At 73.7% G+C, this 20,988-nt stretch carries 20 protein-coding genes; 8 read left to right on the plus strand and 12 right to left on the minus strand.

Going from position 1 to position 20,988, the window contains the following annotated elements; all coding sequences use genetic code 11:
• The first annotated feature begins 130 nt into the window (after nucleotides 1-130).
• From ACFYYW_RS31080 to ACFYYW_RS31090, 3 genes are all read left to right on the plus strand, one after another.
• The gene (locus tag ACFYYW_RS31080; RefSeq protein WP_364417286.1) at nucleotides 131-2,158 is read left to right on the plus strand and encodes a hydantoinase/oxoprolinase family protein; all 2,028 of its coding nucleotides are present in this window, start codon (nucleotides 131-133) and stop codon (nucleotides 2,156-2,158) included.
• Nucleotides 2,155-3,783, plus strand: a complete 1,629-nt coding sequence (locus ACFYYW_RS31085; RefSeq protein WP_387653872.1) for a hydantoinase B/oxoprolinase family protein — start codon at nucleotides 2,155-2,157, stop codon at nucleotides 3,781-3,783. The genes ACFYYW_RS31080 and ACFYYW_RS31085 overlap by 4 nt, the downstream gene beginning before the upstream one ends.
• Before the next feature lie 124 nt (nucleotides 3,784-3,907).
• Nucleotides 3,908-5,128, plus strand: coding sequence for a hypothetical protein (locus tag ACFYYW_RS31090; protein ID WP_387653874.1), 1,221 nt, complete (start codon nucleotides 3,908-3,910; stop codon nucleotides 5,126-5,128).
• A gap of 21 nt (nucleotides 5,129-5,149) precedes the next feature.
• On the opposite strand, the gene ACFYYW_RS31095 is transcribed toward ACFYYW_RS31090, so the two are convergent.
• The 9 genes from ACFYYW_RS31095 to ACFYYW_RS31135 form a co-directional block, all read right to left on the minus strand.
• Nucleotides 5,150-6,655 carry a PucR family transcriptional regulator gene (locus ACFYYW_RS31095; RefSeq protein WP_387653876.1) on the minus strand — a complete coding sequence of 502 codons (1,506 nt, stop codon included), beginning with the start codon at nucleotides 6,653-6,655 and terminating at the stop codon, nucleotides 5,150-5,152.
• On the minus strand, nucleotides 6,652-7,707 hold the full coding sequence (locus ACFYYW_RS31100; RefSeq protein ID WP_387653878.1) for a DUF917 domain-containing protein: 1,056 nt from the start codon (nucleotides 7,705-7,707) through the stop codon (nucleotides 6,652-6,654). Before ACFYYW_RS31100 ends, ACFYYW_RS31095 begins: the two co-directional genes overlap by 4 nt.
• On the minus strand, nucleotides 7,704-8,639 hold the full coding sequence (locus tag ACFYYW_RS31105) for a hypothetical protein (RefSeq protein WP_364392849.1): 936 nt from the start codon (nucleotides 8,637-8,639) through the stop codon (nucleotides 7,704-7,706). The genes ACFYYW_RS31100 and ACFYYW_RS31105 overlap by 4 nt, the downstream gene beginning before the upstream one ends.
• Entirely contained in the window at nucleotides 8,636-9,955 is a 1,320-nt protein-coding gene (locus ACFYYW_RS31110) for an MFS transporter (RefSeq protein WP_364392852.1), read from the minus strand. Before ACFYYW_RS31110 ends, ACFYYW_RS31105 begins: the two co-directional genes overlap by 4 nt.
• Nucleotides 9,956-10,167: 212 nt before the next feature.
• Nucleotides 10,168-10,584: a nuclear transport factor 2 family protein gene (locus ACFYYW_RS31115; RefSeq protein ID WP_352324761.1), complete on the minus strand. Its 417-nt coding sequence runs from the start codon at nucleotides 10,582-10,584 to the stop codon at nucleotides 10,168-10,170.
• 88 nt (nucleotides 10,585-10,672) lie between these two features.
• Nucleotides 10,673-11,632 (minus strand): alpha/beta hydrolase, encoded by a 960-nt coding sequence (locus ACFYYW_RS31120; protein ID WP_352324760.1) that lies wholly within the window; start codon nucleotides 11,630-11,632, stop codon nucleotides 10,673-10,675.
• Nucleotides 11,633-11,740: 108 nt separating this feature from the next.
• On the minus strand, nucleotides 11,741-12,496 hold the full coding sequence (locus ACFYYW_RS31125; RefSeq protein ID WP_387653881.1) for an ATP-binding cassette domain-containing protein: 756 nt from the start codon (nucleotides 12,494-12,496) through the stop codon (nucleotides 11,741-11,743).
• Complete coding sequence (locus ACFYYW_RS31130) at nucleotides 12,493-13,533, minus strand: ABC transporter permease (RefSeq protein WP_352324758.1); 1,041 nt, start codon at nucleotides 13,531-13,533, stop codon at nucleotides 12,493-12,495. The genes ACFYYW_RS31125 and ACFYYW_RS31130 overlap by 4 nt, the downstream gene beginning before the upstream one ends.
• Nucleotides 13,534-13,567: 34 nt before the next feature.
• Nucleotides 13,568-14,548: a sugar ABC transporter substrate-binding protein gene (locus ACFYYW_RS31135; protein ID WP_387653883.1), complete on the minus strand. Its 981-nt coding sequence runs from the start codon at nucleotides 14,546-14,548 to the stop codon at nucleotides 13,568-13,570.
• A gap of 130 nt (nucleotides 14,549-14,678) precedes the next feature.
• On the opposite strand from ACFYYW_RS31135, the gene ACFYYW_RS31140 reads away from it, so the two are divergent.
• Nucleotides 14,679-15,317, plus strand: a complete 639-nt coding sequence (locus ACFYYW_RS31140; protein ID WP_352324756.1) for a TetR/AcrR family transcriptional regulator — start codon at nucleotides 14,679-14,681, stop codon at nucleotides 15,315-15,317.
• Here the strand turns inward: ACFYYW_RS31140 and ACFYYW_RS31145 are convergent.
• Together ACFYYW_RS31145 and ACFYYW_RS31150 are read right to left on the minus strand one after the other, a co-directional pair.
• Nucleotides 15,314-16,156 (minus strand): HpcH/HpaI aldolase/citrate lyase family protein, encoded by an 843-nt coding sequence (locus tag ACFYYW_RS31145; RefSeq protein ID WP_387653885.1) that lies wholly within the window; start codon nucleotides 16,154-16,156, stop codon nucleotides 15,314-15,316. The two genes, ACFYYW_RS31140 and ACFYYW_RS31145, sit on opposite strands and share 4 nt — an antisense overlap.
• Entirely contained in the window at nucleotides 16,153-17,340 is a 1,188-nt protein-coding gene (locus tag ACFYYW_RS31150; RefSeq protein WP_387653887.1) for a CaiB/BaiF CoA transferase family protein, read from the minus strand. The genes ACFYYW_RS31145 and ACFYYW_RS31150 overlap by 4 nt, the downstream gene beginning before the upstream one ends.
• Nucleotides 17,341-17,400: 60 nt before the next feature.
• On the opposite strand from ACFYYW_RS31150, the gene ACFYYW_RS31155 reads away from it, so the two are divergent.
• The 4 genes from ACFYYW_RS31155 (at nucleotide 17,401) to ACFYYW_RS31170 (ending at nucleotide 20,357) form a co-directional block, all read left to right on the plus strand.
• Nucleotides 17,401-18,054 (plus strand): GntR family transcriptional regulator, encoded by a 654-nt coding sequence (locus tag ACFYYW_RS31155; RefSeq protein WP_387653889.1) that lies wholly within the window; start codon nucleotides 17,401-17,403, stop codon nucleotides 18,052-18,054.
• A gap of 110 nt (nucleotides 18,055-18,164) precedes the next feature.
• Nucleotides 18,165-18,890: a hypothetical protein gene (locus ACFYYW_RS31160; protein ID WP_352324752.1), complete on the plus strand. Its 726-nt coding sequence runs from the start codon at nucleotides 18,165-18,167 to the stop codon at nucleotides 18,888-18,890.
• Nucleotides 18,887-19,588 carry an HAD family hydrolase gene (locus tag ACFYYW_RS31165; protein ID WP_387653892.1) on the plus strand — a complete coding sequence of 234 codons (702 nt, stop codon included), beginning with the start codon at nucleotides 18,887-18,889 and terminating at the stop codon, nucleotides 19,586-19,588. Before ACFYYW_RS31160 ends, ACFYYW_RS31165 begins: the two co-directional genes overlap by 4 nt.
• 28 nt (nucleotides 19,589-19,616) lie before the next feature.
• On the plus strand, nucleotides 19,617-20,357 hold the full coding sequence (locus tag ACFYYW_RS31170) for a GntR family transcriptional regulator (RefSeq protein WP_352324750.1): 741 nt from the start codon (nucleotides 19,617-19,619) through the stop codon (nucleotides 20,355-20,357).
• On the opposite strand, the gene ACFYYW_RS31175 is transcribed toward ACFYYW_RS31170, so the two are convergent.
• Entirely contained in the window at nucleotides 20,301-20,948 is a 648-nt protein-coding gene (locus ACFYYW_RS31175; RefSeq protein ID WP_352324749.1) for a DedA family protein, read from the minus strand. The two genes, ACFYYW_RS31170 and ACFYYW_RS31175, sit on opposite strands and share 57 nt — an antisense overlap.
• Nucleotides 20,949-20,988 lie beyond the last annotated feature (40 nt).

Here is a 20,988-nt window from a genome sequence, read left to right on the forward strand (position 1 = left end):
CCAGGCTACCGCCTTTACGTTGTAGATTTCTGAGCGGGTGCACCGGGTTGAGCGCGATGCACGGGAGGCGGCCCTTCCCTGTGCAGGACGCCCATGATCGCGGCGCCGTCCCGCGCGTACGGTGCGGCGCATGACCTATCGCGTCGCCATGGACATCGGCGGCACCTTCACCGACGTCGTCTGCTACGACGAGCGCACGGGGGCCGTCACCGCCTCGAAGGCGCCCACCACGCCGGGGGACCTGGCCGAGGGCGTGTTCGCCGCGCTCGGCCGGGTCGTGGACGACCCCGCGGACATCTCCTTCTTCGTGCACGGCACCACGCAGGGACTGAACGCCCTGCTGGAGCGCAAGGGCGCGCGGGTGCTGCTGCTGGCGAGCCGGGGCGCCGGGGACGTCTACCGGATCGCCCGCGGCAACCGCGACCGCATGTTCGACCTGCGTTACCGCAAGCCGTCGCCGCTCGTGCCGCGTCAGGACGTGATGGAGGCCGGCGGCCGTCTCGACCACCGGGGCCGCGAGCTGGAGCCCCTCGACGAGGAGGCGGTGCGGCGGGCCGCGCGGCGCGCCCGCGAGGAGGGCTTCGACGCCGTCGCCGTGTGCCTGCTGTTCTCCTTCGCCGACCCCGCGCACGAGCTGCGCGCGGGCGAGATCCTGCGGGCCGAGCTCGGCGAGGACGTGCTCGTGGTGCTCTCGCACGAGGTCGCGCGGGAGTGGCGCGAGTACGAGCGCACCTCCTCGGCCGTGCTGGAGGCCTACACCGGGCCGGTCGTGCGCAGGTACCTGGCCAGGATCGAGCGGCGCTTCGCCGAGCGCGGCCTGTCGGTGCCGGTGCACGTGATGCAGTCGTCGGGCGGGCTGGTCAACGCCTCGTACGCGATGCGGCGGCCGTTGCAGACTTTGCTGTCGGGGCCGGTCGGCGGCACGATGGGCGGCGTCGCCGCGGCCCGCATGCTGGGCCGGGAGAACGCGATCTGCGTGGACATGGGCGGCACCTCCTTCGACGTCTCGCTCGTGGTGAACGGGCGGCCCGACGTCAGCGCCGAGGCCCGCATCGAGGGCTACCCGGTGCTCATGCCCATCGTGAACCTGCACACCATCGGCGCGGGCGGCGGCTCGATCGCCTACGCCGAGGCGGGCGCGCTGCGCGTCGGCCCGGAGTCGGCCGGGGCCGTGCCGGGCCCGGCCTGCTACGGCCGGGGCGGCACCCGGCCCACCGTGACCGACGCGAACGTGGTGCTCGGCCGGGTGGACCCGGCCTGGTTCGCGGGCGGGCTGATGACGCTGGACGAGGAGGCGGCGGGCGCGGCCGTGGTCACCCTGGCGCGGGAGCTGGACCTGGACCCGCTGCGGCTGGCCGAGGGCGTGTGCGACGTGGCCAACGCCAAGATGGCCCAGGCGATCCGCACGCTGACGGTCGAGCACGGGGTGGAGCCGCGGGAGTTCGCGCTGGTCGCCTTCGGCGGCGCGGGCGCGATGCACGCCGTCTTCATCGCCCGTGAGCTGGGCATCTCCGAGGTGGTCGTGCCGCGCTTCCCGGGGGCGTTCTCGGCCTGGGGGATGCTGGAGGCGGACGTGCGGCGGGACCTGACGCACCCGTACTTCCGGCCGCAGGACACGCTCGACGGCGACGACCTGGCCGCGAACCTGGCGAGACTGGAGCGGGAGGCGCTGGAGGCGCTGGCCGGGCAGGGCGTCCCGGAGGAGCGGCGCCGGGTCGAGCACGCCGTGGACATGCGCTACGAGGGCCAGGACTACACGCTCACCGTCCCGCTGCGCGACGCCGCCGAGCCGGGCGAGCCGGGCTTCCTCGCCGCGGTCGCGGCCCGCTACGCCGAGGCCCACACCAGCCGGTACGGCCACGCCACCCCCGAGGCGCCGGTCGAGTTCGTCATGCTGCGCAGCACCGGGTTCGGCTCCTTCCCGCGCGCCGCCGCCGGGGCCGCCGAGCCGCGCGAGGAGACGTCCGGGAACGTCCGGGACGTGATCTTCGACGGGGTGGTGCACCGCACGCCCGTCTTGCGGCGGGCGGGCCTGTCCGGCTCGTTCGCCGGGCCCGCGATCGTGGTCGAGGAGACCGCGACCACGGTCATCCCGCCGGGCTGCCTGGCGGCCGTCGACGACAACGGTTTCCTCATCGTGAAGGTGGACGTCCAGTGATCGACCCCGTGACCACCGAGATCATCCGGTGTGCTCTGCTGCAGGCGGCCGAGGACATGAACACCACGCTGATCCGCAGCTCGTACACGCCGGTGATCTACGAGGCCAAGGACTGCGCGGTGGCGCTGCTCGACCGCGACCACAACGTGCTCGGGCAGTCGTCCGGCCTGCCGATCTTCCTGGGCAACCTGGAGGTGTGCACCCGCGAGACCGAGCGCATGTACGGCCGCGAGGTGTGGCAGGAGGGCGACGTGTGGGTGCTGAACGACTCCTACGTCGGCGGCACCCACCTCAACGACGTCACCGTCTACGGCCCGATCTTCGCCGGCGGCGAGCTGGCCGGGTTCGCCGCCTCCCGCGCCCACTGGCTGGACGTCGGCTCCAAGGACCCGGGCGGCTCGATGGACTCCACCTCGATCTTCCAGGAGGGTCTGCGGCTGGGCCCGGTGAAGGTGTACGCGGGCGGGCGGCCGTGCCGCGACCTGCACGAGGTGATCGCCCGCAACGTGCGCTTCCCGCACGCCACGCTCGGCGACATGCGGGCCCAGGTGAGCTGCGCGATGACCGGCCAGCGGCGGCTGCAGGAGATCGTCTCGCGCTGGGGCCTGGAGACGGTCATGGCCGCCCGGGACGAGATCTTCGCCCAGACCGAGCGCATGGAACGCCAGGCCATCGCCGCGATCCCCGACGGCGTGTACGAGGCGTCCGGCTTCCTCGACAACGACGGCATCGACCTGGCCACGCCGCTGCCGGTGAACGTGCGCGTCACGGTGTCGGGCGAGTCGATGCACGTGGACCTGACCGACTGCGCCGACCAGGCCCGCGGGCCGGTCAACTGCGGCGCGGCGCAGGCCGTGGCGGCGGTGCGGGTGGGGTACAAGCTCCTGGTGTCGGGGGACGTGCCGCTCAACGGCGGCTCCTTCCGCCCGCTGAGCGTCGAGACGCGGCCGGGCTCGATGCTGGCCGCGCGGTCGCCGGCCGCCTGCCAGTACTACTACTCCCACCTCGGGCTGCTCATCGACCTGGTGGTCAAGGCGCTGGCCCCGGCGCTGCCGGGCAAGGCGGCGGCGGCCTCGTACGGGGACTCGATGATCGTGCAGTTCACCGGGACCGACCCGCGTACCGGGAAGTTGTACGTCTCCCAGGAGGCAACCGTCGGCGGCTGGGGGGCGTGGGAGGGCGGCGACGGCGAGTCGTGCCTGATCAACAATGTCAACGGCTCGCTGCGGGACATGCCGATCGAGGTGCTGGAGACGCTGTTCCCGGTCCGGGTGCGCCGGTACGAGGTGCGCCCGGACACCGGCGGCGCCGGTCAGTGGCGCGGCGGCAACGGCGTGGTGCGGGAGTACGAGTTCTGCGGCGACACCTCGTTGTCGTTGTGGTTCGAGCGCTCGGTCACGCCGGCGTGGGGGCTGGCCGGCGGCGCGGCGGGCGCTCCCCCGCGGGTGACGCTCAATCCCGGCACGGCGGGCGAGCGCCGGATGCTCAAGGTCAACGCCCTGCCGGTGTCGGCCGGTGACGTGCTGCGCTGCGAGTCCGGCGGAGGCGGCGGCTACGGCCCGGCCGACCGCCGCTCCCCGCAGGCGCGCGCGGCCGACCTGGCCGAGGGCATGATCACGAACTGATCCGCATTCGACCGAAAATCGCACGGATTGTTCTCCGGTCTGTGAAGATGATCGACAACGCGGGGGCACGCGAAGCCTGGGGAGGCTGTGTCCCCGTCATGACCATCTTCACGAGGGGACTCTCATGACTGCGTTACGAACACGCCTTCTCGCGGGCTCGGCCGCGCTCGCCGCGGGCCTGGCCGCGGTCGCCGTGCTGACGCCGGCCGCGCCCGCCTCGGCCGCCCGGGTGGAGGCCGCCTGCTCCGACGCCCCCGGCGACGCCGCGGCGATCCAGGCCGCCATCGACTCCTCCAAGGACGGCGACGAGATCGTCATCAAGGGGCCGTGCCTGATCAACGCCACGATCAGCCTGGCCGACCGGCGCACCTACCGGGGCGACGCCAAGGCCGGCACGGTGCTCAAGCAGGCCGACGGCGCCAACCTGCCCGCGGTGCTGGCCTCCAAGGGCTGGCTGGAGGACACCGAGTTCAGCGGCGAGAGCGTGCGCGTCGAGCGGCTGACCATCGACGGCAACCGCGACCACAACACCGGCACGGTCGGCCTGCTGCTGCGCTCGTGGAACACCCGGGTCTACGACGTGGACATCTACGGCACGCCGTCCGACGGCATCCGCATCAGCAACCCGTCCAGGAACGGCACGACGCTGCGCAACACGATGGTCAACAGCGTCATCAGCGACGTCTACATCGAGGGCGCCGCCGAGGCCGGGATCCGCGTCGTCGACCCCGGCAACTCCGTCACCGACTGGACGCTGCAGCGCTCCTGGATCGGCTTCAGCGGCACCCACGCCATCCAGAGCGACAACGCGGCCGGCTGGACGATGAGCGGCCTGCACCTGTACGCGACCCCGAAGAACGCCATCGACGCCCACCGCTGCTTCGGCACCTCGATCCAGGACAACTACATCGAGGACTTCGGCGCCGAGAGCACGGCGGGCCAGACGTACTACGGCATCCGCTGCGACCTGCAGGGCGACGCCGCCACCACGATCACCGGCAACCGCGTGCACAAGTTCCTGCCGCCCCCGAACGCGCTGGCCGAGCTGCGCAAGGCCCGCCAGAGCGGTGCGGCGCCGCCCGAGCGCAAGATCGCCGCGACCGGCCCGCTCCCCGACGGCGTGGACTTCGTCTACCTGGCGCTGGACGCGGTCAACTACGGCGCGGGCCACGCCGCGATCACCGGCAACACCGTCGTCGGCCACGGCACCAAGCGCGAGACCGGCATCCTGCTGGCCAAGGGCGAGGGCGAGTCGATGTCGGTCGCCTCCTCGGGCAACCTCCTCGACGGCGTCGGGAAGCGGCGCAAGGTCGGCGCGGGCGTCCATCTCAACAGGGGTTACTGATCCGGCGACGCCGCCTCCCGCTCAGCGCAGCAGCACGTGGCAAGCGAGCTGCAGCGCCAGGCGGGTGGCGGCGTCGTCCAGGTCGAAGCCGGCGGCCTTGATGCGGTCCAGGCGGGTGGTGACCGTGTTGCGGTGCACGCCCAGGCGTTCGGCGGCCTTGAGCGCGCCGCCCTCGTCCAGCACGGCGGCCAGCGTCACCAGCAGCGTGCCGTCCTTGTCGACGGCCAGCAGCGGCTGGAGCACGACGGTCGCCGGGGCGCGCAGCACCCCCGCCGGGAGCGCGCCGAGCAGCTCGGCCGGTCCCATCCGGTCGGCTCGGGCCACCGTGCCCGCGCCGGCCACGAACGCCGCCGCCTCGGCGCCGAGCAGCGACTCCTCCACCGCCTCCAGCCCCTCCACCGCCGCGCCCACCCCGGCCGCGCACGGCCAGGGCATGCCGTGCACGCAGCGCCGCAGGTGCTCGGCGAGGTCGCCGGGCGGCTCCGGCGACCACCCGGCCCAGCCCTCGCCGCGCCGCAGCACCGGCACCTGGCCCAGCGCCGCGGTGACCAGCGCCTGCACCAGCGGCCCGTCGTCGGCCAGCGCCCCCATCGGGCGGACGTGGTAGGCGGTCAGCGTGCCGCGCACCCCCCACCCCAGCGCCACCGCCTCCGCCGGGGCTCCCTCCAGCCAGATGCCGCCGTCGCCGGCCGGCTCGTGGGCCGGCCGGCCGGCCGCGAGCAGCCGCCGGGCCAGCGCCGACTGCAGCGCGAAGTCGCGCGAGGCGCGCAGGCGCTCCTGGGCCGCCCACGCCGCCAGCGGGGCCACCGCCAGGCCCAGCACGGTCCGCACCACCGCGGGCCAGCCGGGCGAGCGGGACGTGCCGGCGGCCACCAGCGTCCCGAGCGCCGGGCCCTCCTGTCCGGGCACCTCGACCTCGGCCGCCCACCGGGACCCCGGCGGCCGGGCCGGCTCGTGCTCGCCCGGCGCGCGGGCGGCGCTCTGGCGGCCGGCGACGTGCAGGCCGTACCGGTCGAGGAAGGCCACCGACGTGCCGGGCAGCTCGGCGTTGAGCACCCCGAGCACCCGCCGCGCCGAGGGGCCGGCGTCGGCCAGCCGGGTCGCGCAGCGGGCGACGAGCTGGGTGCGGGCCGCCTCCGGCCTGGAGGCGGCCGAGGCGACCCGGACGGCGACGATCAGCGGGTCCTCGTCCACGAAGATCAGGGTGACGCCGAGCCGTTCGGCCAGCACCTCGCCCGACCCGGCGCTCAGGCCGCCCGACGGCGCGATCACGCAGGCCGCCGCCTGCTCCCAGGCCCGGCGCATGGCCATCTCGACCGCCCAGCCGCCGCCGGCCGCCGCGCCGATCAGCACGACCGCCGTGTGGGGCGTCACCGCGCCGAACACCGACAGGTCGTCCACGATGCGGACCTGGTGCACGGGGTTGTCGCCGCTGCCGTACATCCGGGCCCCGGCCAGCGGGCCCGCGTTGACCAGCTCCGCCACCGTGACCGGCGCCTCCCAGCCGGGCTCGCGCAGGCCGCTCACGGCGACTCCGCCCGCTGCTCGAACGGGATCCCGAACGCCCGCAGCCCGCCCAGCGCGAGCCCCGCGTCCGTGTGCCAGACCGGCGCGGCCTTGACCACCATGATCTCCACCTCCATGCCGGGCGCCGCCTTGTCGACGTCCACGACCAGGCCGTCGGCCGACGAGATCATGCAGATCTGGTCCGGCGCCATCGCCACCGGCGCCCCGTCGGCCAGGGCGAGCACGATCTCGTTGTGCGCCTCCAGCCGGACGAGCCTGCGCAGGCCGCCCGTCTCCTGCACCACGATGCTGGAGGGCAGCGAGGGCATGGCCACGTCGGCGCCGTGCCCCGTGCTGCCCTCGACGGCCAGGATGCGGCCCGCGCACAGCGTGCGCACCCCGTACGGGGCCGCCGCCGAGCGCGGCGCGCCGGCCACTCCGGCCGCCAGCAGCAGGCTGACCGTGCCCGGCACCAGCACCCGGGCCAGGTCCCCGGCCGCCATCGGGTAGCAGGCGGCCACCGCCCACCCGCCCACCGCCAGCACGACGGGACGCAGCAGCTCCTCCACCCGGCCGCCCGCGGTCTCCAGCAGCACCAGCTCCCCCGACGCCCCGGCCAGCGCCATCGGGGACGCGCTCAGCCCGCCCAGCGTGTACGTCGTCTGCTCCACCAGCGGGAACACCCGGCCCGTCCCGTCGCCGTCGACCAGCGGCACGCCCAGGGCCGCCGCGGCGACCAGCGGGATCAGCGCGTTCTCGGCCGCCAGGTTGAGCGCCGCCACGGCGCCGGCCCGCTCCCCCAGCCGCCGCTCCAGCGCCCGCACCGCCCGTACGGGCTCGTCGCCCGCGGGCAGCTGCTCGCCCAGCGCGGTCGTGGACCCGACCAGGCTGACCACCATGCACAAGGTCCCCGGGTCCAGCTCGTGCGCGGCGGCCAGCTCGACGCCGTCGCCGAGCACCGACTCCGCCCAGGCGAGGGTGAGACCGTAGGACGACTCGCCCGCGCCCGTGGCGAACAGCCGCGACCCCGCCGAGAAGCGGCGCAGCTCATCGGGGCCGACGAGCCGGGTCACGGCGTCGCGCCTTCGGCCGTGACGCGCACCCGGTAGAAGCCGTCGGGCAGGTAGGACAGCGGGTTGACGGTGGTCTCGGCGATCCGGGCGAAGCCGGGCGCGGCGCCGGCGCTGACCACCCGGGTCAGGGCCTCGTCCCTGGCGTCCTGCAGCGCCCGGTCCAGCTCGGCCCGGCCGCGGGCCTGCACGATGCGCTCCACCTGGGCCTCGGGACGGGCGAGCGCCGCCCCGTAGGCCGCGGCCAGCAGGTCCTCGCCCGCCGGCTCGATCACCTGGAACGGCGCCGGGACGTCCGCCGTGGCCAGGGCGGCCCGGCCGCGGCGCAGGCTGGTCGTCCCGCCGCGGTCGCAGGCCCGCGGGTACCTGCGGAAGTAGTGCGCCGACACCAGGCCGCTGCCGGTGCGGGCGAAGAACACCGGCACCCCGGGCAGCTCCCGCGCCACCCGGTCGGCGATCCGGCCCGCCTCGGGGCCGAGCGCCGCGTTCCGGATCGCGTGCGCCTCGCGTTCCCGCAGGCCGGGGCGGCCGAACTCGTACGACAGCGTGATCCTGGCCGCGGGCACCTCGGCGGCGATGATCGCGGCCACCGCCAGCTCGTGGTCGGCCAGCATCGGCGAGCCGGTCGCCGTCACCGCGAAGTCGAGCAGGCCGCAGCCAGCGGCGAAGGCGCGCACCGCGCCGGTGTCCAGCGGGGCCAGCGGGCGGCCGGTCAGGCTGTGCCCGCCGCGCACGATCGTGGCCACCCCCGGGTCGGCCACCGGCCGCAGCACCGGCGGGCACGGCCCGCCGACGCGGATCGCGGCCACCGGCGCGCGCGGCATCCCGTCGAGGTCGACCGCCACGCAGGCGCGTACGGCCTGCGACGGCGGCGCGCCGTCGCCGACGGCCACCACCGCCGGCGACGGCCCGTCCAGCGCGACGCCGAGGATCACTCCAGCTCGCGCCCTTCGGTCTCGGGCAGCGGCATGGCCAGCAGCGCCGTGGCCACCATGAACGCGTTGATCACCAGCATCGTCGCGGTGAAGCCGGTGGCGTGGGCCAGCAGCGCGCCCACGGCCGACGGCGCGACCGTGGTGGCCACGAGCTGGGAGGCCGTGGCCCAGGAGTAACCGGTGCCGCGCAGGGCGGTGGGGTAGAACTCGCCGTTCCAGGTGTTCCAGACGCCCCACGCGCCCAGGCTGAAGAACGACAGGACGAAGTTGCCCAGGTACAGGCCGGTCAGGCTGCTCGCCGTGGCGAACCACAGGCCGCCCAGCACGGCGGCGACGACGTAGAACAGGAAGACCTTCTTGCGGCCGAACCGGCCGGTCAGCAGGGACGCGCTCACGTACCCGGGGATCATCATCAGCGCGCTGAGCGCGGCGAAGCCGAGCGAGGCCGACAGCGACAGGCCCTTGGCCTGCAGCAGCGTCGGCAGCCAGGTCTGCAGCCCCCAGTAGCCCCAGTTGAAGACGAAGTTGAGCAGCAGCATGAGCACGGTGATCCGGGCCAGCCGGCCGCGGAACAGGTCCATGGGGTTGCCCGCGCGCTCGCTCGCCACAGTCCCGGCGACGGTGAACGTGGCCTCGGCGTCGGGGCTGCCCAGGAGACGGAGCACGGCCCGCGCCTCCTCCTGCCGCCCGCGGGCGGCCAGCCAGTACGGCGACTCGGGCACCCACGCCCTGATCGCGAACGCCCACAGCCCGGCCGCCGCGCTGGCGATGACCACGACGTGCCAGCCGAGCCCGCCGAGCGTCACCGAGGCGGCGATGGCCGCCAGCATGCCGATGGGCCAGCCGATCGACAGGTAGACCGCGGCCCGGCCCCGGTGCCTGGTCGGCAGCAGTTCCAGGAAGAGCGGGAAGGTGATCGTGTAGACCCCGGCCAGCGCGAGCCCGGAGCAGACGCGCAGCGCGACCAGGGTCTCCATGTTCGGCGCGAACGCCGAGGCGAGCGCGATCACGCCGTAGGCCAGCAGCGACCAGAACGCGGTCGGCCGGCGTCCGACGCGGTCGGCGAGCGGCCCCCAGACCAGCACGCCGGGGATCATGCCGAAGGCCACCGCCGACAGCACGACGCCGATCCCGGCCTCGTCGATGCCGAACGCCGGCCCGAGGTCGCCGGAGACGTAGACCAGGGCCAGCTGCTCCCAGGACTCGATGACGAAGGCGATGAACAGGGCGAGCGCGATGAGCACGTGCCGGCGGGAGAACGGCATCCGGTCGAACGCCGCCCCGATGGGGAGCGTCGGTGCGTCGGTGGCGGTCATGCAAGCTCCTCGGAGGGGGGCGCGAAGTATTGCCGCACCATAGGGCCGTCCCCCTTCCGCCTCGGTGTGCGCGACGCCCGGCCGGGGCCGGCCCGGCTGTGCGCGGCGCACTGCCGGGGTCGCTGCCGGATCACCGCCGCTGTCACTGCCGGGGCACTGCCGCTGTCACTGCCGGGGCCGTCGCGCCGCGCGCCCCGCGCCCGGTCACGTCGTCAGGGCGTGTCCGCGCGCACGTCGTCGGTGTGCGGCCTGGTGCACGAGCTGAGCGTGTTCTCGTGCACGTGCACGATCTTCCACTCGCCGTCCACCAGGCGCAGCACGCTCGTCGTCCGGACGAGTTCGGGGTCGCCCTGCTCGAAGTCCACCTGCAGCAGGTACCGGGCCAGGGCGGTGTCGCCCCACACGTCCACGATCTCGTCGATGGGCCGGACGGAGGTCTCCGCCGGGCCGTCCGACGGCCGCGCGTCGCGTACTCTGTCGAGCTGCCGCCTGCTGGTGATCAGGCCGGGCTCGGCGGAGTCCCAGATCGTGGCCTCCGGGTGGAGGAGCCGGTCGATGCCCTGCCTGTCGCCTCGCGCGTAGGCGTCGTACATGCCGGTAATAACGGCCCAGACAGCGTCGCGTGCCACGCTTCCGTACTCCTTTGGCTTGGTTGAGAAATATCGTTCTTTCTCACCGTATGGGCAGCGCGGAACGCAGGCGTCTTTACGTTGTAGATCAGGGGTTCAGCCACTCGCGCAGTTTGCCGACCGCCAGGCTCATGGCGGCCTTGTTGGCGTTGGTGTCGCGCAGCAGGTCCACCATGGCGAAGTCGTGCACCATCCCCGCCAGCTCGACCGCCGTGACGTCGTTGCCCGCCTCCCGCAGCCGGGCGGCGTACGCCTCGCCCTCGTCCCGCAGCACGTCGGCCTGGCCGTTCAGCACCAGGGCCGGTGGCAGGCCGCGCAGCTCCTGGTCGCTCGCGCGCAGCGGCGAGGCGTGGCTCTCCGCGCGCTGCGCCGGATCTGTCGTGTACTGGTCCCAGAACCACTTCATACCGTCCCGGTTGAGGTAGTAGCCCGTGGCGAACTGCTTGTAGGACTCGGTGTCGAAGTTCGCGTCCGTGACGGGGTAGAACAACACCTGGCCGAGCAGCCGCACGTCACCGCGCTCCTTGGCCATGAGCGTGAGCACGATCGACATGTTGCCGCCCACCGAGTCCCCGGCCACGGCCATGCGGGAGGGGTCCAGGCCCTTCTCCGCGCCGTGCTCGGCCACCCACTGGGCGGCGGCGTAGTTCTGCTCGATCTGCGTGGGGTACTTCGCCTCGGGCGCGCGGTCGTACTCGGGGAAGACGACGGCGGCGCCGGTGCGCACGGCCAGCTCGCGCACGAGCCGGTCGTGCGTGTGCGCCGAGCCGAACACCCAGCCCGCGCCGTGGATGTAGAAGATGACCGGCAGCGTGCCCGTGGCCCCCTTGGGCTTGACGATGCGCACCGGGACGATGCCCGTCGGGCCGCCCTGCACCTGGATCCACTCCTCGTCGATCTCCGGCTTGGGCACGCCCGGGTCGGACTGCAGCTTCTCCAGGACCTCGCGGCCCTGCTCGGGCGGGAGCTCGTAGATGAAGGGGCGCTTGGCGTTGGCGTCGGCGAACTCCTGCGCCGCCTTCTCCAGCACGATCTGCTTGCTGATCATCGTTGTCACGGTGGCCGTCCCCGGTCGTCAGTGTGGTCCACCCCGGTTCCTGCCTTGGCCTGCCTCGATCCGATCGCCCGGTTGCGTCAAATTCCCGTCAAGCGGCGCTCATTCGCGCCGGAGCTCGTGGTCCAGCTCCGCCAGCTCCGCGCCGCCGGCCATCAGCGCGGTCAGCTCGTCCTTGCCGATGTCGGACTTGGCGTACTCCCCCATGCTGGTCCCGCGGTTGAGCAGCAGGAACCGGTCGCCGACCGGGTAGGCGTGGTGCGGGTTGTGGGTGATGAACACCACGCCGAGCCCCCGGTCGCGGGCGCGGGCGATGTAGCGCAGCACCACGCCCGCCTGCTTGACGCCCAGCGCCGAGGTGGGCTCGTCCAGGATGAGGACGCGCGCGCCGAAGTGCACGGCCCTGGCGATGGCGACCGACTGCCGCTCGCCGCCGGACAGCGTGCCGACGGGCTGGTCGACGTCCCGGATGTCGATGCCCATGGCGCGCAGCTCCTCCGCCGCCGTCCGCCGGGCCCCGGCCACGTCGAAGGCGATCCCCTTGCGGGGTTCGGAGCCGAGGAAGAAGTTCCGCCAGACCGACATGAGCGGGATCATCGCCAGGTCCTGGTAGACGGTGGCGATGCCGCGGTCGAGCGCCTCGCGCGGGCTGGAGAAGCGCACCTCGGCGCCGTCCACCAGGTAGGTCCCCGTGTCGTGCTGGTGCACACCGGCGAGGATCTTGATGAGGGTGGACTTGCCGGCGCCGTTGTCGCCGAGCACGCAGGTGACCGAGCCCGCCTCCACCCCCATCGACACGCCGCGCAGGGCCAGCACCGAGCCGAACGTCTTGCCGATGTCGCGGGTCTGCAGGATCAATGCCGCACCTCCTCGGCGTAGCGCCGGACCATCCGGTTGGCCAGCGTGGCGAGCAGCAGCATGGCTCCGAGGAAGAACTTGAACCAGTCGGCGTCCCAGCCCAGGAACACGATGCCCTTGTCGGCCATGCCGAAGATCACCGCGCCGATGGAGGCGCCGACGGCGGAGCCGTACCCGCCGGTCAGCAGGCAGCCGCCGATGACGGCCGCGATGATGTAGATGAACTCCTGCCCGATGCCGATGTTGGCCTGGACGGAGGTGTAGCGCAGCGCCAGGATCGAGCCGACCAGCCAGGCGGCCACCGCCGTGGTCATGAACAGCGCGATCTTCGTCCGGGCCGCCGGCACCCCGACCGCCCGCGCGGCCTGCTCGTCGCCGCCCACGGCGAAGATCCAGTTGCCCGGCCTGGAGCGCATGAGCACCCAGGTGGCCAGCGCGGTGATCGCGATCCACCACAGGATCGCCACCCGGAACGACGTGCCGCCGATCTGGATCGTGCCCGCGAGCAGCGCGCTGGCGCCGTCGAACCCGGCCGCCCGGCGCAGCCCGCCGACCTGGACGGTTCCGGTGATGGCCTTGGTGACGCCGAGGTTGACGCCCTGCAGCATGAGGAACGTGCCCAGCGTGACGATGAAGCTGGGCAGCTTCGTCCGGGTCACCACCAGGCCGTTGGCGAACCCCACGGCGAGCGCCACGACCAGCCCGGCCAGCATCGCCGGCCACACGCCGAACCCGTAACGGGTGGCCAGCGTGACCAGGATCAGCCCGCTGGTGCCGGTCAGCACGCCCGCCGACAGGTCGAACTCGCCGCCGATCATGAGCAGCGCCACCGCGACCGCCATGATCCCGAGCGTGGCGGCCGGGTCGAGCCAGTTGGCGATCCCGGCGGGCGAGCGGAACACCTCCGACTGCGCGGCGAAGAACGCGAACACCACGACCAGCCCCACCACGGCGCCGAGCTCCGGCCGGACGATCAGGCGGCGGGCCAGGCCGACCCGGGCGACCCGCTCGTCGGCCCGCGCGGGGGCGGCCGTCATCGGCGCCCCTCCCCGCCTTCATGCCGGCGGCCGCTCATCGGGTGCCCGCCTCGGCCAGCTTGGCCACCTGCTCGGCGTTGTCCTTGGTGACGAACCCGGGCCCGGTGTTGACCGGCAGCCCGCCGCCGACGGTGTTGAGGTTGTCCTTGTACAGCTTCAGGAACGTGATCGGCAGGTAGCCCTGCAGGTACTGCTGCTGGTCGACGGCGAACAGGATCTCGCCGTCCTTGATCGCGGCGACCACGTCGCCCGACAGGTCGAAGGTGGCGAGTCTCGCCTGCGAGCCCGAGTCCTTGATCGCGTCCCTGGCCGCCACGGCGACCGCCGGGTTGAGCGCGAGCACGCCGTTGACCTGCTTGTCCGACTGCAGCTTGGCGGTGACCTTGGAGGTCACGTCGGCCAGGTTGGCGACGTCCACCTGCAGGCGCTCGACCGTGCCGCCCAGGGTCTGCTCGGCGCCCTTGCAGCGCTGGTCGAGGCCGACGTTGCCGGCCTCGTGCACGACGCACAGCAGCTTGGTGACGCCCGCGGCCTTGAGCTGCTCGCCCGCGCCGCGGCCGGCCACGTCCTCGGACTGGCCGACGTGGGTGAGGGCGCCGAACGCCTTGGAGGAGTCGGCCCCGGAGTTGATGGTGACGACCGGGATCTTCGCCGCGACGGCCTTGCCGACGGCCTCCTTGAGCGCGTCGGGGTTGGCCATGGAGACGACGAGGCCGTCCACCTTCTCCGCGACGGCCTGGTCGATGAGCTGCGACTGCTTGGCGGGGTCGCCGTCGCCCTGGTAGGTGACCTTGACGCCGTACTGCTTGCCGGCGGCCTCGGCGCCGTTCTTGACGACGTCCCAGAAGGCGTCCCCGGCGCCGCCGTGGGTGATGACGGCGAAGCGGCCGCCGCCGCCCGCCGGGGCGGCGGCCGAGCCTGGCGCGGCGCTCTGCGCGCCCTGCTCGCCGGGGGAGGAACAGCTGGTCAGGGCGAGTACGCCGGCCAGCGCCAGCACGATCGGGGTACGTCTCATCGAATACCTCCAAGACCAACGGGCTAGCCTGGTTCTACCGCAATGTGATCTCTTTGTATAGACATACGGACCAGCGCTTCGATCACCGTCGGAAGTAGAACGGAATCTTTCGTTCCCGTATGCTGGAGGCATGACCAGCGCACCCATGAGCGGCCGCAAGGCGCAGGCGGCCCGCAACGACGAGTTGATCCTCCAGGCGGCCAGGGCGGTCTTCACCGCCGATCCGGGCGCGCCCATCGCGGCCGTGGCCGAGAAGGCGGGCGTCGGGATCAGCGCGCTCTACCGCCGCTACCCCAGCAAGGAGGCGTTGCTGCAGAAGTTGTGCGGCGACGGGCTGAAGCTCTACGCCGCCGTGGCCCAGCGGGCGATGGACGACGAGGGCGACCCCTGGGAGGCGTTCGCCTCCTACCTGCGCGGCATCGTGGACGCCGACACCAACTCCCTGACGATCAAGCTGGCCGGCACCTTCCAGCCGACGGAGGAGCTCTACCACGACGCCGTCCACGCCGGAGACCTGGCCACCCGGCTGCACCGCCGGGCGGTCGAGGCGGGCGTGCTGCGGGCCGACGTCACGGTGGCCGACATCGCGCTGCTGTTCGAGCAGATCGCCTCGATCAAGCTGGGCGACGAGGAGCGCACCTCCCAGCTCCGCCACCGCTACCTGACGCTGATGATGGACTCGCTGCGGGTGCCGCCCGCCCACCGCGACCTGCCCGGCCCGGCCCCGGCGGACGAGGAGCTGCAGGTCCGCTGGTACCCCTCCCGTTAGCCGGGTCCGGGCCGGTCGGCGGGGGCGAGCCGGCGGGCCAGGTCCAGCACGCGGCGGGCCCTGGCCAGGACCGGGGCGTCCACGAAGCGGCCGTCGGGCAGGGCGACCGCCCCCGCGCCGGCGCCCGTGCCCGCCCGCTCGGCCGCCTCGACGATCTCGGCGGCCCTGGCCGTCTCCTCCTCGGTGGGGCGGAAGGCCCGCCGGATGGCCGGGAGCTGTGCGGGGTGGATGGCGGTCCTGCCGAACAGGCCGAGCGCGCGGCCGGCCCGGCAGGAGGCGAGGAGCCCGTCCTCGTCCTTGATGTCGGGGTAGACCGACATGGGCACCGGCGGCAGGCCCGCCGCCGCGGCGGCCAGGACGACCTGCAGCCTGAGCTGGTTCATGGCGGTCTCGTCGGTGAGGGACAGCTCGGCGGCCAGGTCCTGCTCGCCCAGCGCCACGCCGGCCACCCGCGGGTGCGCGGCCACGGCGCGGGCCTCGACGATCCCGGCCGCCGACTCCAGCAGCGCGTACATGGGGGCCGTGCCGGGCAGGGCGTCCAGCGCGGCGGCCGACTCGACCTTGGGCAGCCGTACGGCGTCGGCCAGCTCGCCCACGGCCGCCAGGTCCGCCAGGCCGCGCGCGGTCGTCACGTCGTTCACCCGGACGTGGATCGCCGGCCCGGCCTGCCTGGGCCCGCGCAGGTAGGCGACGGCGTGGGCGCGGGCGGCGTCCTTGGCGGCGGGCGCGACCGCGTCCTCCAGGTCGACGATGACGACGTCGGCGCCCGAGGCGGCGGCCTTGGCGAAGCGCTCAGGGCGGTCGCCGGGCACGTACAGCCAGGTGACGGGGGCGTTCACGCGATCACCCCGGCCGCGCGCAGGGCCGCGACGGTCTCGGCCGGGTAGTCCAGCTCGCCGAGCACCTCGTCGGTGTCGTGGCCGAGCGGGCGGCCCGGCCAGCGGATCTCGCCGGGCGTCTCCGACAGGCGGAACAGCACGTTCTGCAGGGTGACCGTGCCGAGCTCCTCGTCCGGCAGCTCGACGAACGTGCCGAGCGCGGCGTACTGCGGGTCGGTCGCCAGGTCGGTGACGTCGTAGATGGGGGCGACGGCGGCCTGGGCCTCCTCGAAGCGGGCGATCACCTCGTCGGCGTCGCGGGCGGCGATCCAGGTGGCGACCGCCTCGTCCAGCTCGTCCACGTGCTGGACGCGGCCGTGACCGCTGGCGAACCACGGCTGCTCGACCAGGTCGGGCCGCCCGACCAGCGTGACGACCCGCTCGGCGATCGGCTGGGCGCTGGTGGAGACAGCCACCCAGCGGCCGTCGCGGGTGCGGTAGGTGTTGCGCGGGGCGTTGCTGCTGGACCGGTTGCCGGTGCGCCGCGGCACCACCCCGAGCGCCTTGTACGCGGTCATCTGCGGCCCGAGCAGGCCCAGGATCGGCTCGATGATGGCCAGGTCGATCACCTGCCCGCGGCCGGTCGCCGCACGGGCGTGCAGCGCCACCATGATCGCGTACGACATGGCCAGACCGGCGATGCCGTCGGCCAGGGCCAGCGGCGGCAGGGTCGGGGGGCCGTCCGGCTCGCCGGTCATGGCCGCGAACCCGCTCATGGCCTCGGCCAGCGTGCCGAACCCCGGCCGCCCGGCCATCGGACCGATCTGCCCGAACCCGGTCATCCGGGCCACGATCAGCCGCGGGTTGGCCTTGAGCAGGTCCTCGGGCGCGAGGTTCCAGCGTTCCAGGGTGCCGGGACGGAAGTTCTCGATCAGCACGTCGGAGCGCTCGGCCAGGCGGCGCAGGATCTCCTGGCCCTCGGCGCGGGACAGGTCGACGGCGGCGGTGCGCTTGTTGCGGGACAACGACTTCCACCACAGGCCGACGCCGTCCACCGAGGCGCCGTGGCCGCGCGAGGGGTCGCCGCGGCGCGGGTGCTCGATCTTGATCACGTCGGCGCCGAAGTCGCCGAGCATCATCGCGGCGGAGGGACCGGCGAACAGCGTCGCCGCGTCGATGACCCGCAGGCCGGCGAGACTTGTCATAGTTTGTAAGTTATAAGAAATAAGTAATAGCCGCGACCGGCCGTGCGAGAGACTGGGGACATGACAGCCAGCGAGCCCACGCCGCCCATGAGCAAGGCCGACTACGTCTACAGCGTGCTGCTGGACGAGATCCGCGGCGGCCGCATCCCGGGCGGCACCGCCCTGCGCGCCGGGGCCGTCGCCCGGCGGCTCGGCGTCTCGGTCACCCCCGTGCGCGAGGCGCTGCGGCGGCTGGAGAAGGACCGGCTGATCAGCTACGAGGCCCACCACGGCGCGACCGTCATCGACCTCGGCGACGACGCCCTGGCCGAGTACTACGGGCTGCGCGCGGTCGTCGAGGGCCTGGGCGCGCGGCTGGCCGCCGCCCGGATCACCGCAGGCGACCTGGCCGGGCTGCGCGACCTGCACCGCGAGATGGCCGCCGACGCCGAGCAGGGCAGGCACGACCGGCTGGCCGAGCAGAGCAGCCGCTTCCACCTGCGCATCGTCGACATCGGCGGCCCGGCCTTCCTCGGCGCCCACGCCAGGTCGGTGCGCCACGGCGTCCCGGTGCCCGCCGAGGCGTCGCTGTGGCTCGACCCGGAGCAGGTCGGGCGGCAGCTCCAGGCGCACGAGCGGCTGCTGGCCGCCCTGGAGGCGGGCGACGCCGACGCCGCGGAACGCGTCATGATCGACCACATCCGGCAGGCGGGCGAGTACCGCAAGCACCACTGATGACAAACATCATCGTTCACCACCGGTTCATTGATTCAGCGTGACGGGTGTTGCACGATGAGTCACTCTGATGGTCTTGCCGCGACCCCGACGTCGAAGGAGCCGACACTGTGGCGGACGTGTGGACGCTCAATCCCGACTACCGCACCCCCCGGGTCCCCACAGACCAGGCCACCGAACCCGGCCCCTGGCGCCACCCCGACGGCCAGGTGATGAACGGCGCCTACGAGCGCAGGCGTCCCAGGCGGCGCACCGAGGTCGTCACCGTCTGGTACGGCTACGCGCTGAGCCGCTGCCTGGGCCCCCGCATGCCGCGTTTCAGCAGCCCGCTGGTCTCGGCCTGGAACCCGGTGCTGGCCCAGGGCCTGAGCTGCGACCCGGGGTCGCCGACGCCGTACCGCGACGAGCACTGGTGCGACCGCTGGATCGCCGAGGCCCTGCTGTACGGGCGCAAGCCGTACGGCACCTTCACCCTGCCCGCCGAGGAGGCGCTGCGCTGGTTCGCCAGGAGCGGCGGCACCGGCCTGGTCTACCGGGCGCGCGCCGAAGGCGCGGCCGTCCGGGTCGTGGCCGGCACCACCGAGCCCTACGAGCGGCTCTTCGACCTCGACTCCCTGATCGCCGACTACCACGAGGCCCTGCCCCCCGCGCGGGCCGCGGCCGAGGTGGCGGCGCTGGAAGCGCATCGCGGCCTGTCCCCCGCCCTGGCCTACGTGCTGGGCGAGGACGCCGAGGCGCGCTTCGCCGCCGCGCCGCGCTCGGTGCGCGGCCTCACCCTGGGCTACCCGCCGCGCGAGACGGCCGCCCGCGTCGCCGCCGATATGCTCGCCGGGTGAGCGGCGGAATCAAGGGCATCCTGTTCGACCTCGACGGCACTCTGCTCGACCATCGCGGCGCGGCCGACGCCGCGATCACCGCGTGGGCGTCGGAGCTGGCCCCCGGCCATCCCCGCCTGCCCGAGGTCGCCGCGCTGTGGGCGGCGCTGGAGATCCCCCACCTGGCCGCCTGGCAGGCCGGCGAGTGCTCCTGGCAGGAGCAGCGCCGCCGCCGGGTGCGCGCCCTGTGCCGGGAGCTGTCCGTCGAGGCGCCCGCCGACCTGGAGGCCGCCTTCGCCAGCTACGCCGACCACTACCGGCGCGGCTGGGCCGCCTACCCCGACGTGGCCCCGGCGCTGGCCGAGCTGCGCGGCTACACGCTGGGCGTGCTGACCAACGGGACGCAGGGCGTGCAGGAGGCGAAGATCCGGGCGCTCGGCCTCGACGTGGGCCCGGTGCTGACCGGCGAGTGCCTGGACGGGCACTTCAAGCCGTCCGCCGCCTGCTACGCCGCCGCCGCGCGGGCCCTCGGGCTGCCGCCCGGGCAGGTGCTGCTGGTGGGCGACGACCTCGACAACGACGTACGCGGCCCGGCGGCGGCCGGCATGCCCTCGGTGTGGATCGACCGGCTGGGCGTCGAGGCGGCGCCGGCCGGGTTCCCTCGCCTCACCTCGCTCGCCGGGCTGCCCGCACTGCTCGCCACGCGCTATTTGTCTTGACATTCTGACCTCGGTTAGGCTGCTCAGCATGACCCCGAACCTGGCCATCGACCTGGACCGATCCAGCCCCGTGCCGCTCTACTTCCAGGTGGCCGAGCAGATCGCCGAGGCGATCCGGCGCGGCGACCTGGCGCCCGGCTCCCGGCTGGACAACGAGATCCTGCTCGCCGACAAGCTCGGCCTGTCCAGGCCGACGATCCGCCAGGCGATCCAATACCTCGTGGACAAGGGCCTGCTGGTGCGCAAGCGCGGCGTCGGCACCCAGGTGGTGCACGGCCAGGTCAAGCGCTCGGTAGAGCTGACCAGCCTCTACGACGACCTGCGCCGCTCGGGCCAGGAGCCGGCCACGCAGGTGCTCGCGCTGGAGCCGCGCCCGGTCGAGGAGGACAAGGCGGCCATCCTCGGCGTCCAGCCCGGCACCGAGATCCTCTACCTCGAACGCCTGCGCTTCGCCGCCGGCGAGCCGCTCGCCGTGCTGCACAACTGGCTGCCGCTGGGCCTGGCCCCGCTCTCGGCCGCCGACCTGGAGGGCCGCGGCCTGTACGAGCTGCTGCGCGGCGCGGGTGTGCGCATGCGGGTGGCCAACCAGCGCATCGGGGCCCGCGCCGCCGGCCAGGTCGAGGCCAAGCTGCTCGACGAGCGCCGCGGCGCGCCGCTGCTCACCATGATCAGGACGACGTACGACGACCAGGGCCGGGCCGTCGAGCACGGCTCACACGTCTATCGGGCCTCGCACTACTCCCTCGAGGTCACCCTCATCGAGCGCTGAGGCCGCGCGGCGCTTGAGGTAGAGCGTGGTGCCGATGCCGAACAGCACGGCCACCCCGAGCCCGACCCAGGAGAAGCCCTTCAGCCACTTCTCGGCCACCATGCCGAGGTAGTAGATCACCGCGGTGGTGCCGCCCGCCCACACGATGCCGCCCAGCACGTTCGCCACGGCGAACCGCCAGTACGGCATGCGCAGCGCCCCCGCCAGCGGCCCGGCCAGGATGCGCAGCAGCGCGATGAAGCGGCCGACGAACACGGCCCAGACGCCGTACCGGTGGAAATAGTTCTCGGCCTTGGCGACGTGACGGGGGCCGAAGTGGCGGGGGAAGCGGCGGCCCAGCCGTTCGAACAGCCGGCGGCCGCCCTTGCGCCCGATGGCGTAGCCGGCGGAGTCGCCCACGATCGCCCCCGCGCTCGCGCAGACGCCGACGGCGACCGGGCTGACCACGCCTTTGGCGGACAGAATGGCGGCGCTGACCAGCACGATCTCGCCGGGCAGCGGGATGCCGAGGCTCTCCAGGCCGATCACGAGCGCGACCATCGCGCACAACCAGGCGGCGGGGATCGCTTGCAGCCATTCGTCGATATGCACGCGGCCACCCTAACCCCGCTCCCCGCCTCCTCCATCCCTC

This window comes from Nonomuraea sp. NPDC001831 (assembly GCF_042892035.1).
In the GTDB taxonomy this organism is placed as follows: Bacteria; Actinomycetota; Actinomycetes; order Streptosporangiales; family Streptosporangiaceae; genus Nonomuraea.

What these genes read in the sequence shown, in the direction of transcription:
- ACFYYW_RS31080 (WP_364417286.1), top strand. Translation starts at nt 131, where the DNA reads ATGACCTATCGCGTCGCCATGGACATCGGCGGCACCTTCACCGACGTC.
- ACFYYW_RS31090 (WP_387653874.1), top strand. Translation starts at nt 3,908, where the DNA reads ATGACTGCGTTACGAACACGCCTTCTCGCGGGCTCGGCCGCGCTCGCC.
- ACFYYW_RS31110 (WP_364392852.1), bottom strand. Translation starts at nt 9,955, where the DNA reads ATGACCGCCACCGACGCACCGACGCTCCCCATCGGGGCGGCGTTCGAC.
- ACFYYW_RS31120 (WP_352324760.1), bottom strand. Translation starts at nt 11,632, where the DNA reads ATGATCAGCAAGCAGATCGTGCTGGAGAAGGCGGCGCAGGAGTTCGCC.
- ACFYYW_RS31130 (WP_352324758.1), bottom strand. Translation starts at nt 13,533, where the DNA reads ATGACGGCCGCCCCCGCGCGGGCCGACGAGCGGGTCGCCCGGGTCGGC.
- ACFYYW_RS31135 (WP_387653883.1), bottom strand. Translation starts at nt 14,548, where the DNA reads ATGAGACGTACCCCGATCGTGCTGGCGCTGGCCGGCGTACTCGCCCTG.
- ACFYYW_RS31140 (WP_352324756.1), top strand. Translation starts at nt 14,679, where the DNA reads ATGACCAGCGCACCCATGAGCGGCCGCAAGGCGCAGGCGGCCCGCAAC.
- ACFYYW_RS31150 (WP_387653887.1), bottom strand. Translation starts at nt 17,340, where the DNA reads ATGACAAGTCTCGCCGGCCTGCGGGTCATCGACGCGGCGACGCTGTTC.
- ACFYYW_RS31155 (WP_387653889.1), top strand. Translation starts at nt 17,401, where the DNA reads ATGACAGCCAGCGAGCCCACGCCGCCCATGAGCAAGGCCGACTACGTC.
- ACFYYW_RS31170 (WP_352324750.1), top strand. Translation starts at nt 19,617, where the DNA reads ATGACCCCGAACCTGGCCATCGACCTGGACCGATCCAGCCCCGTGCCG.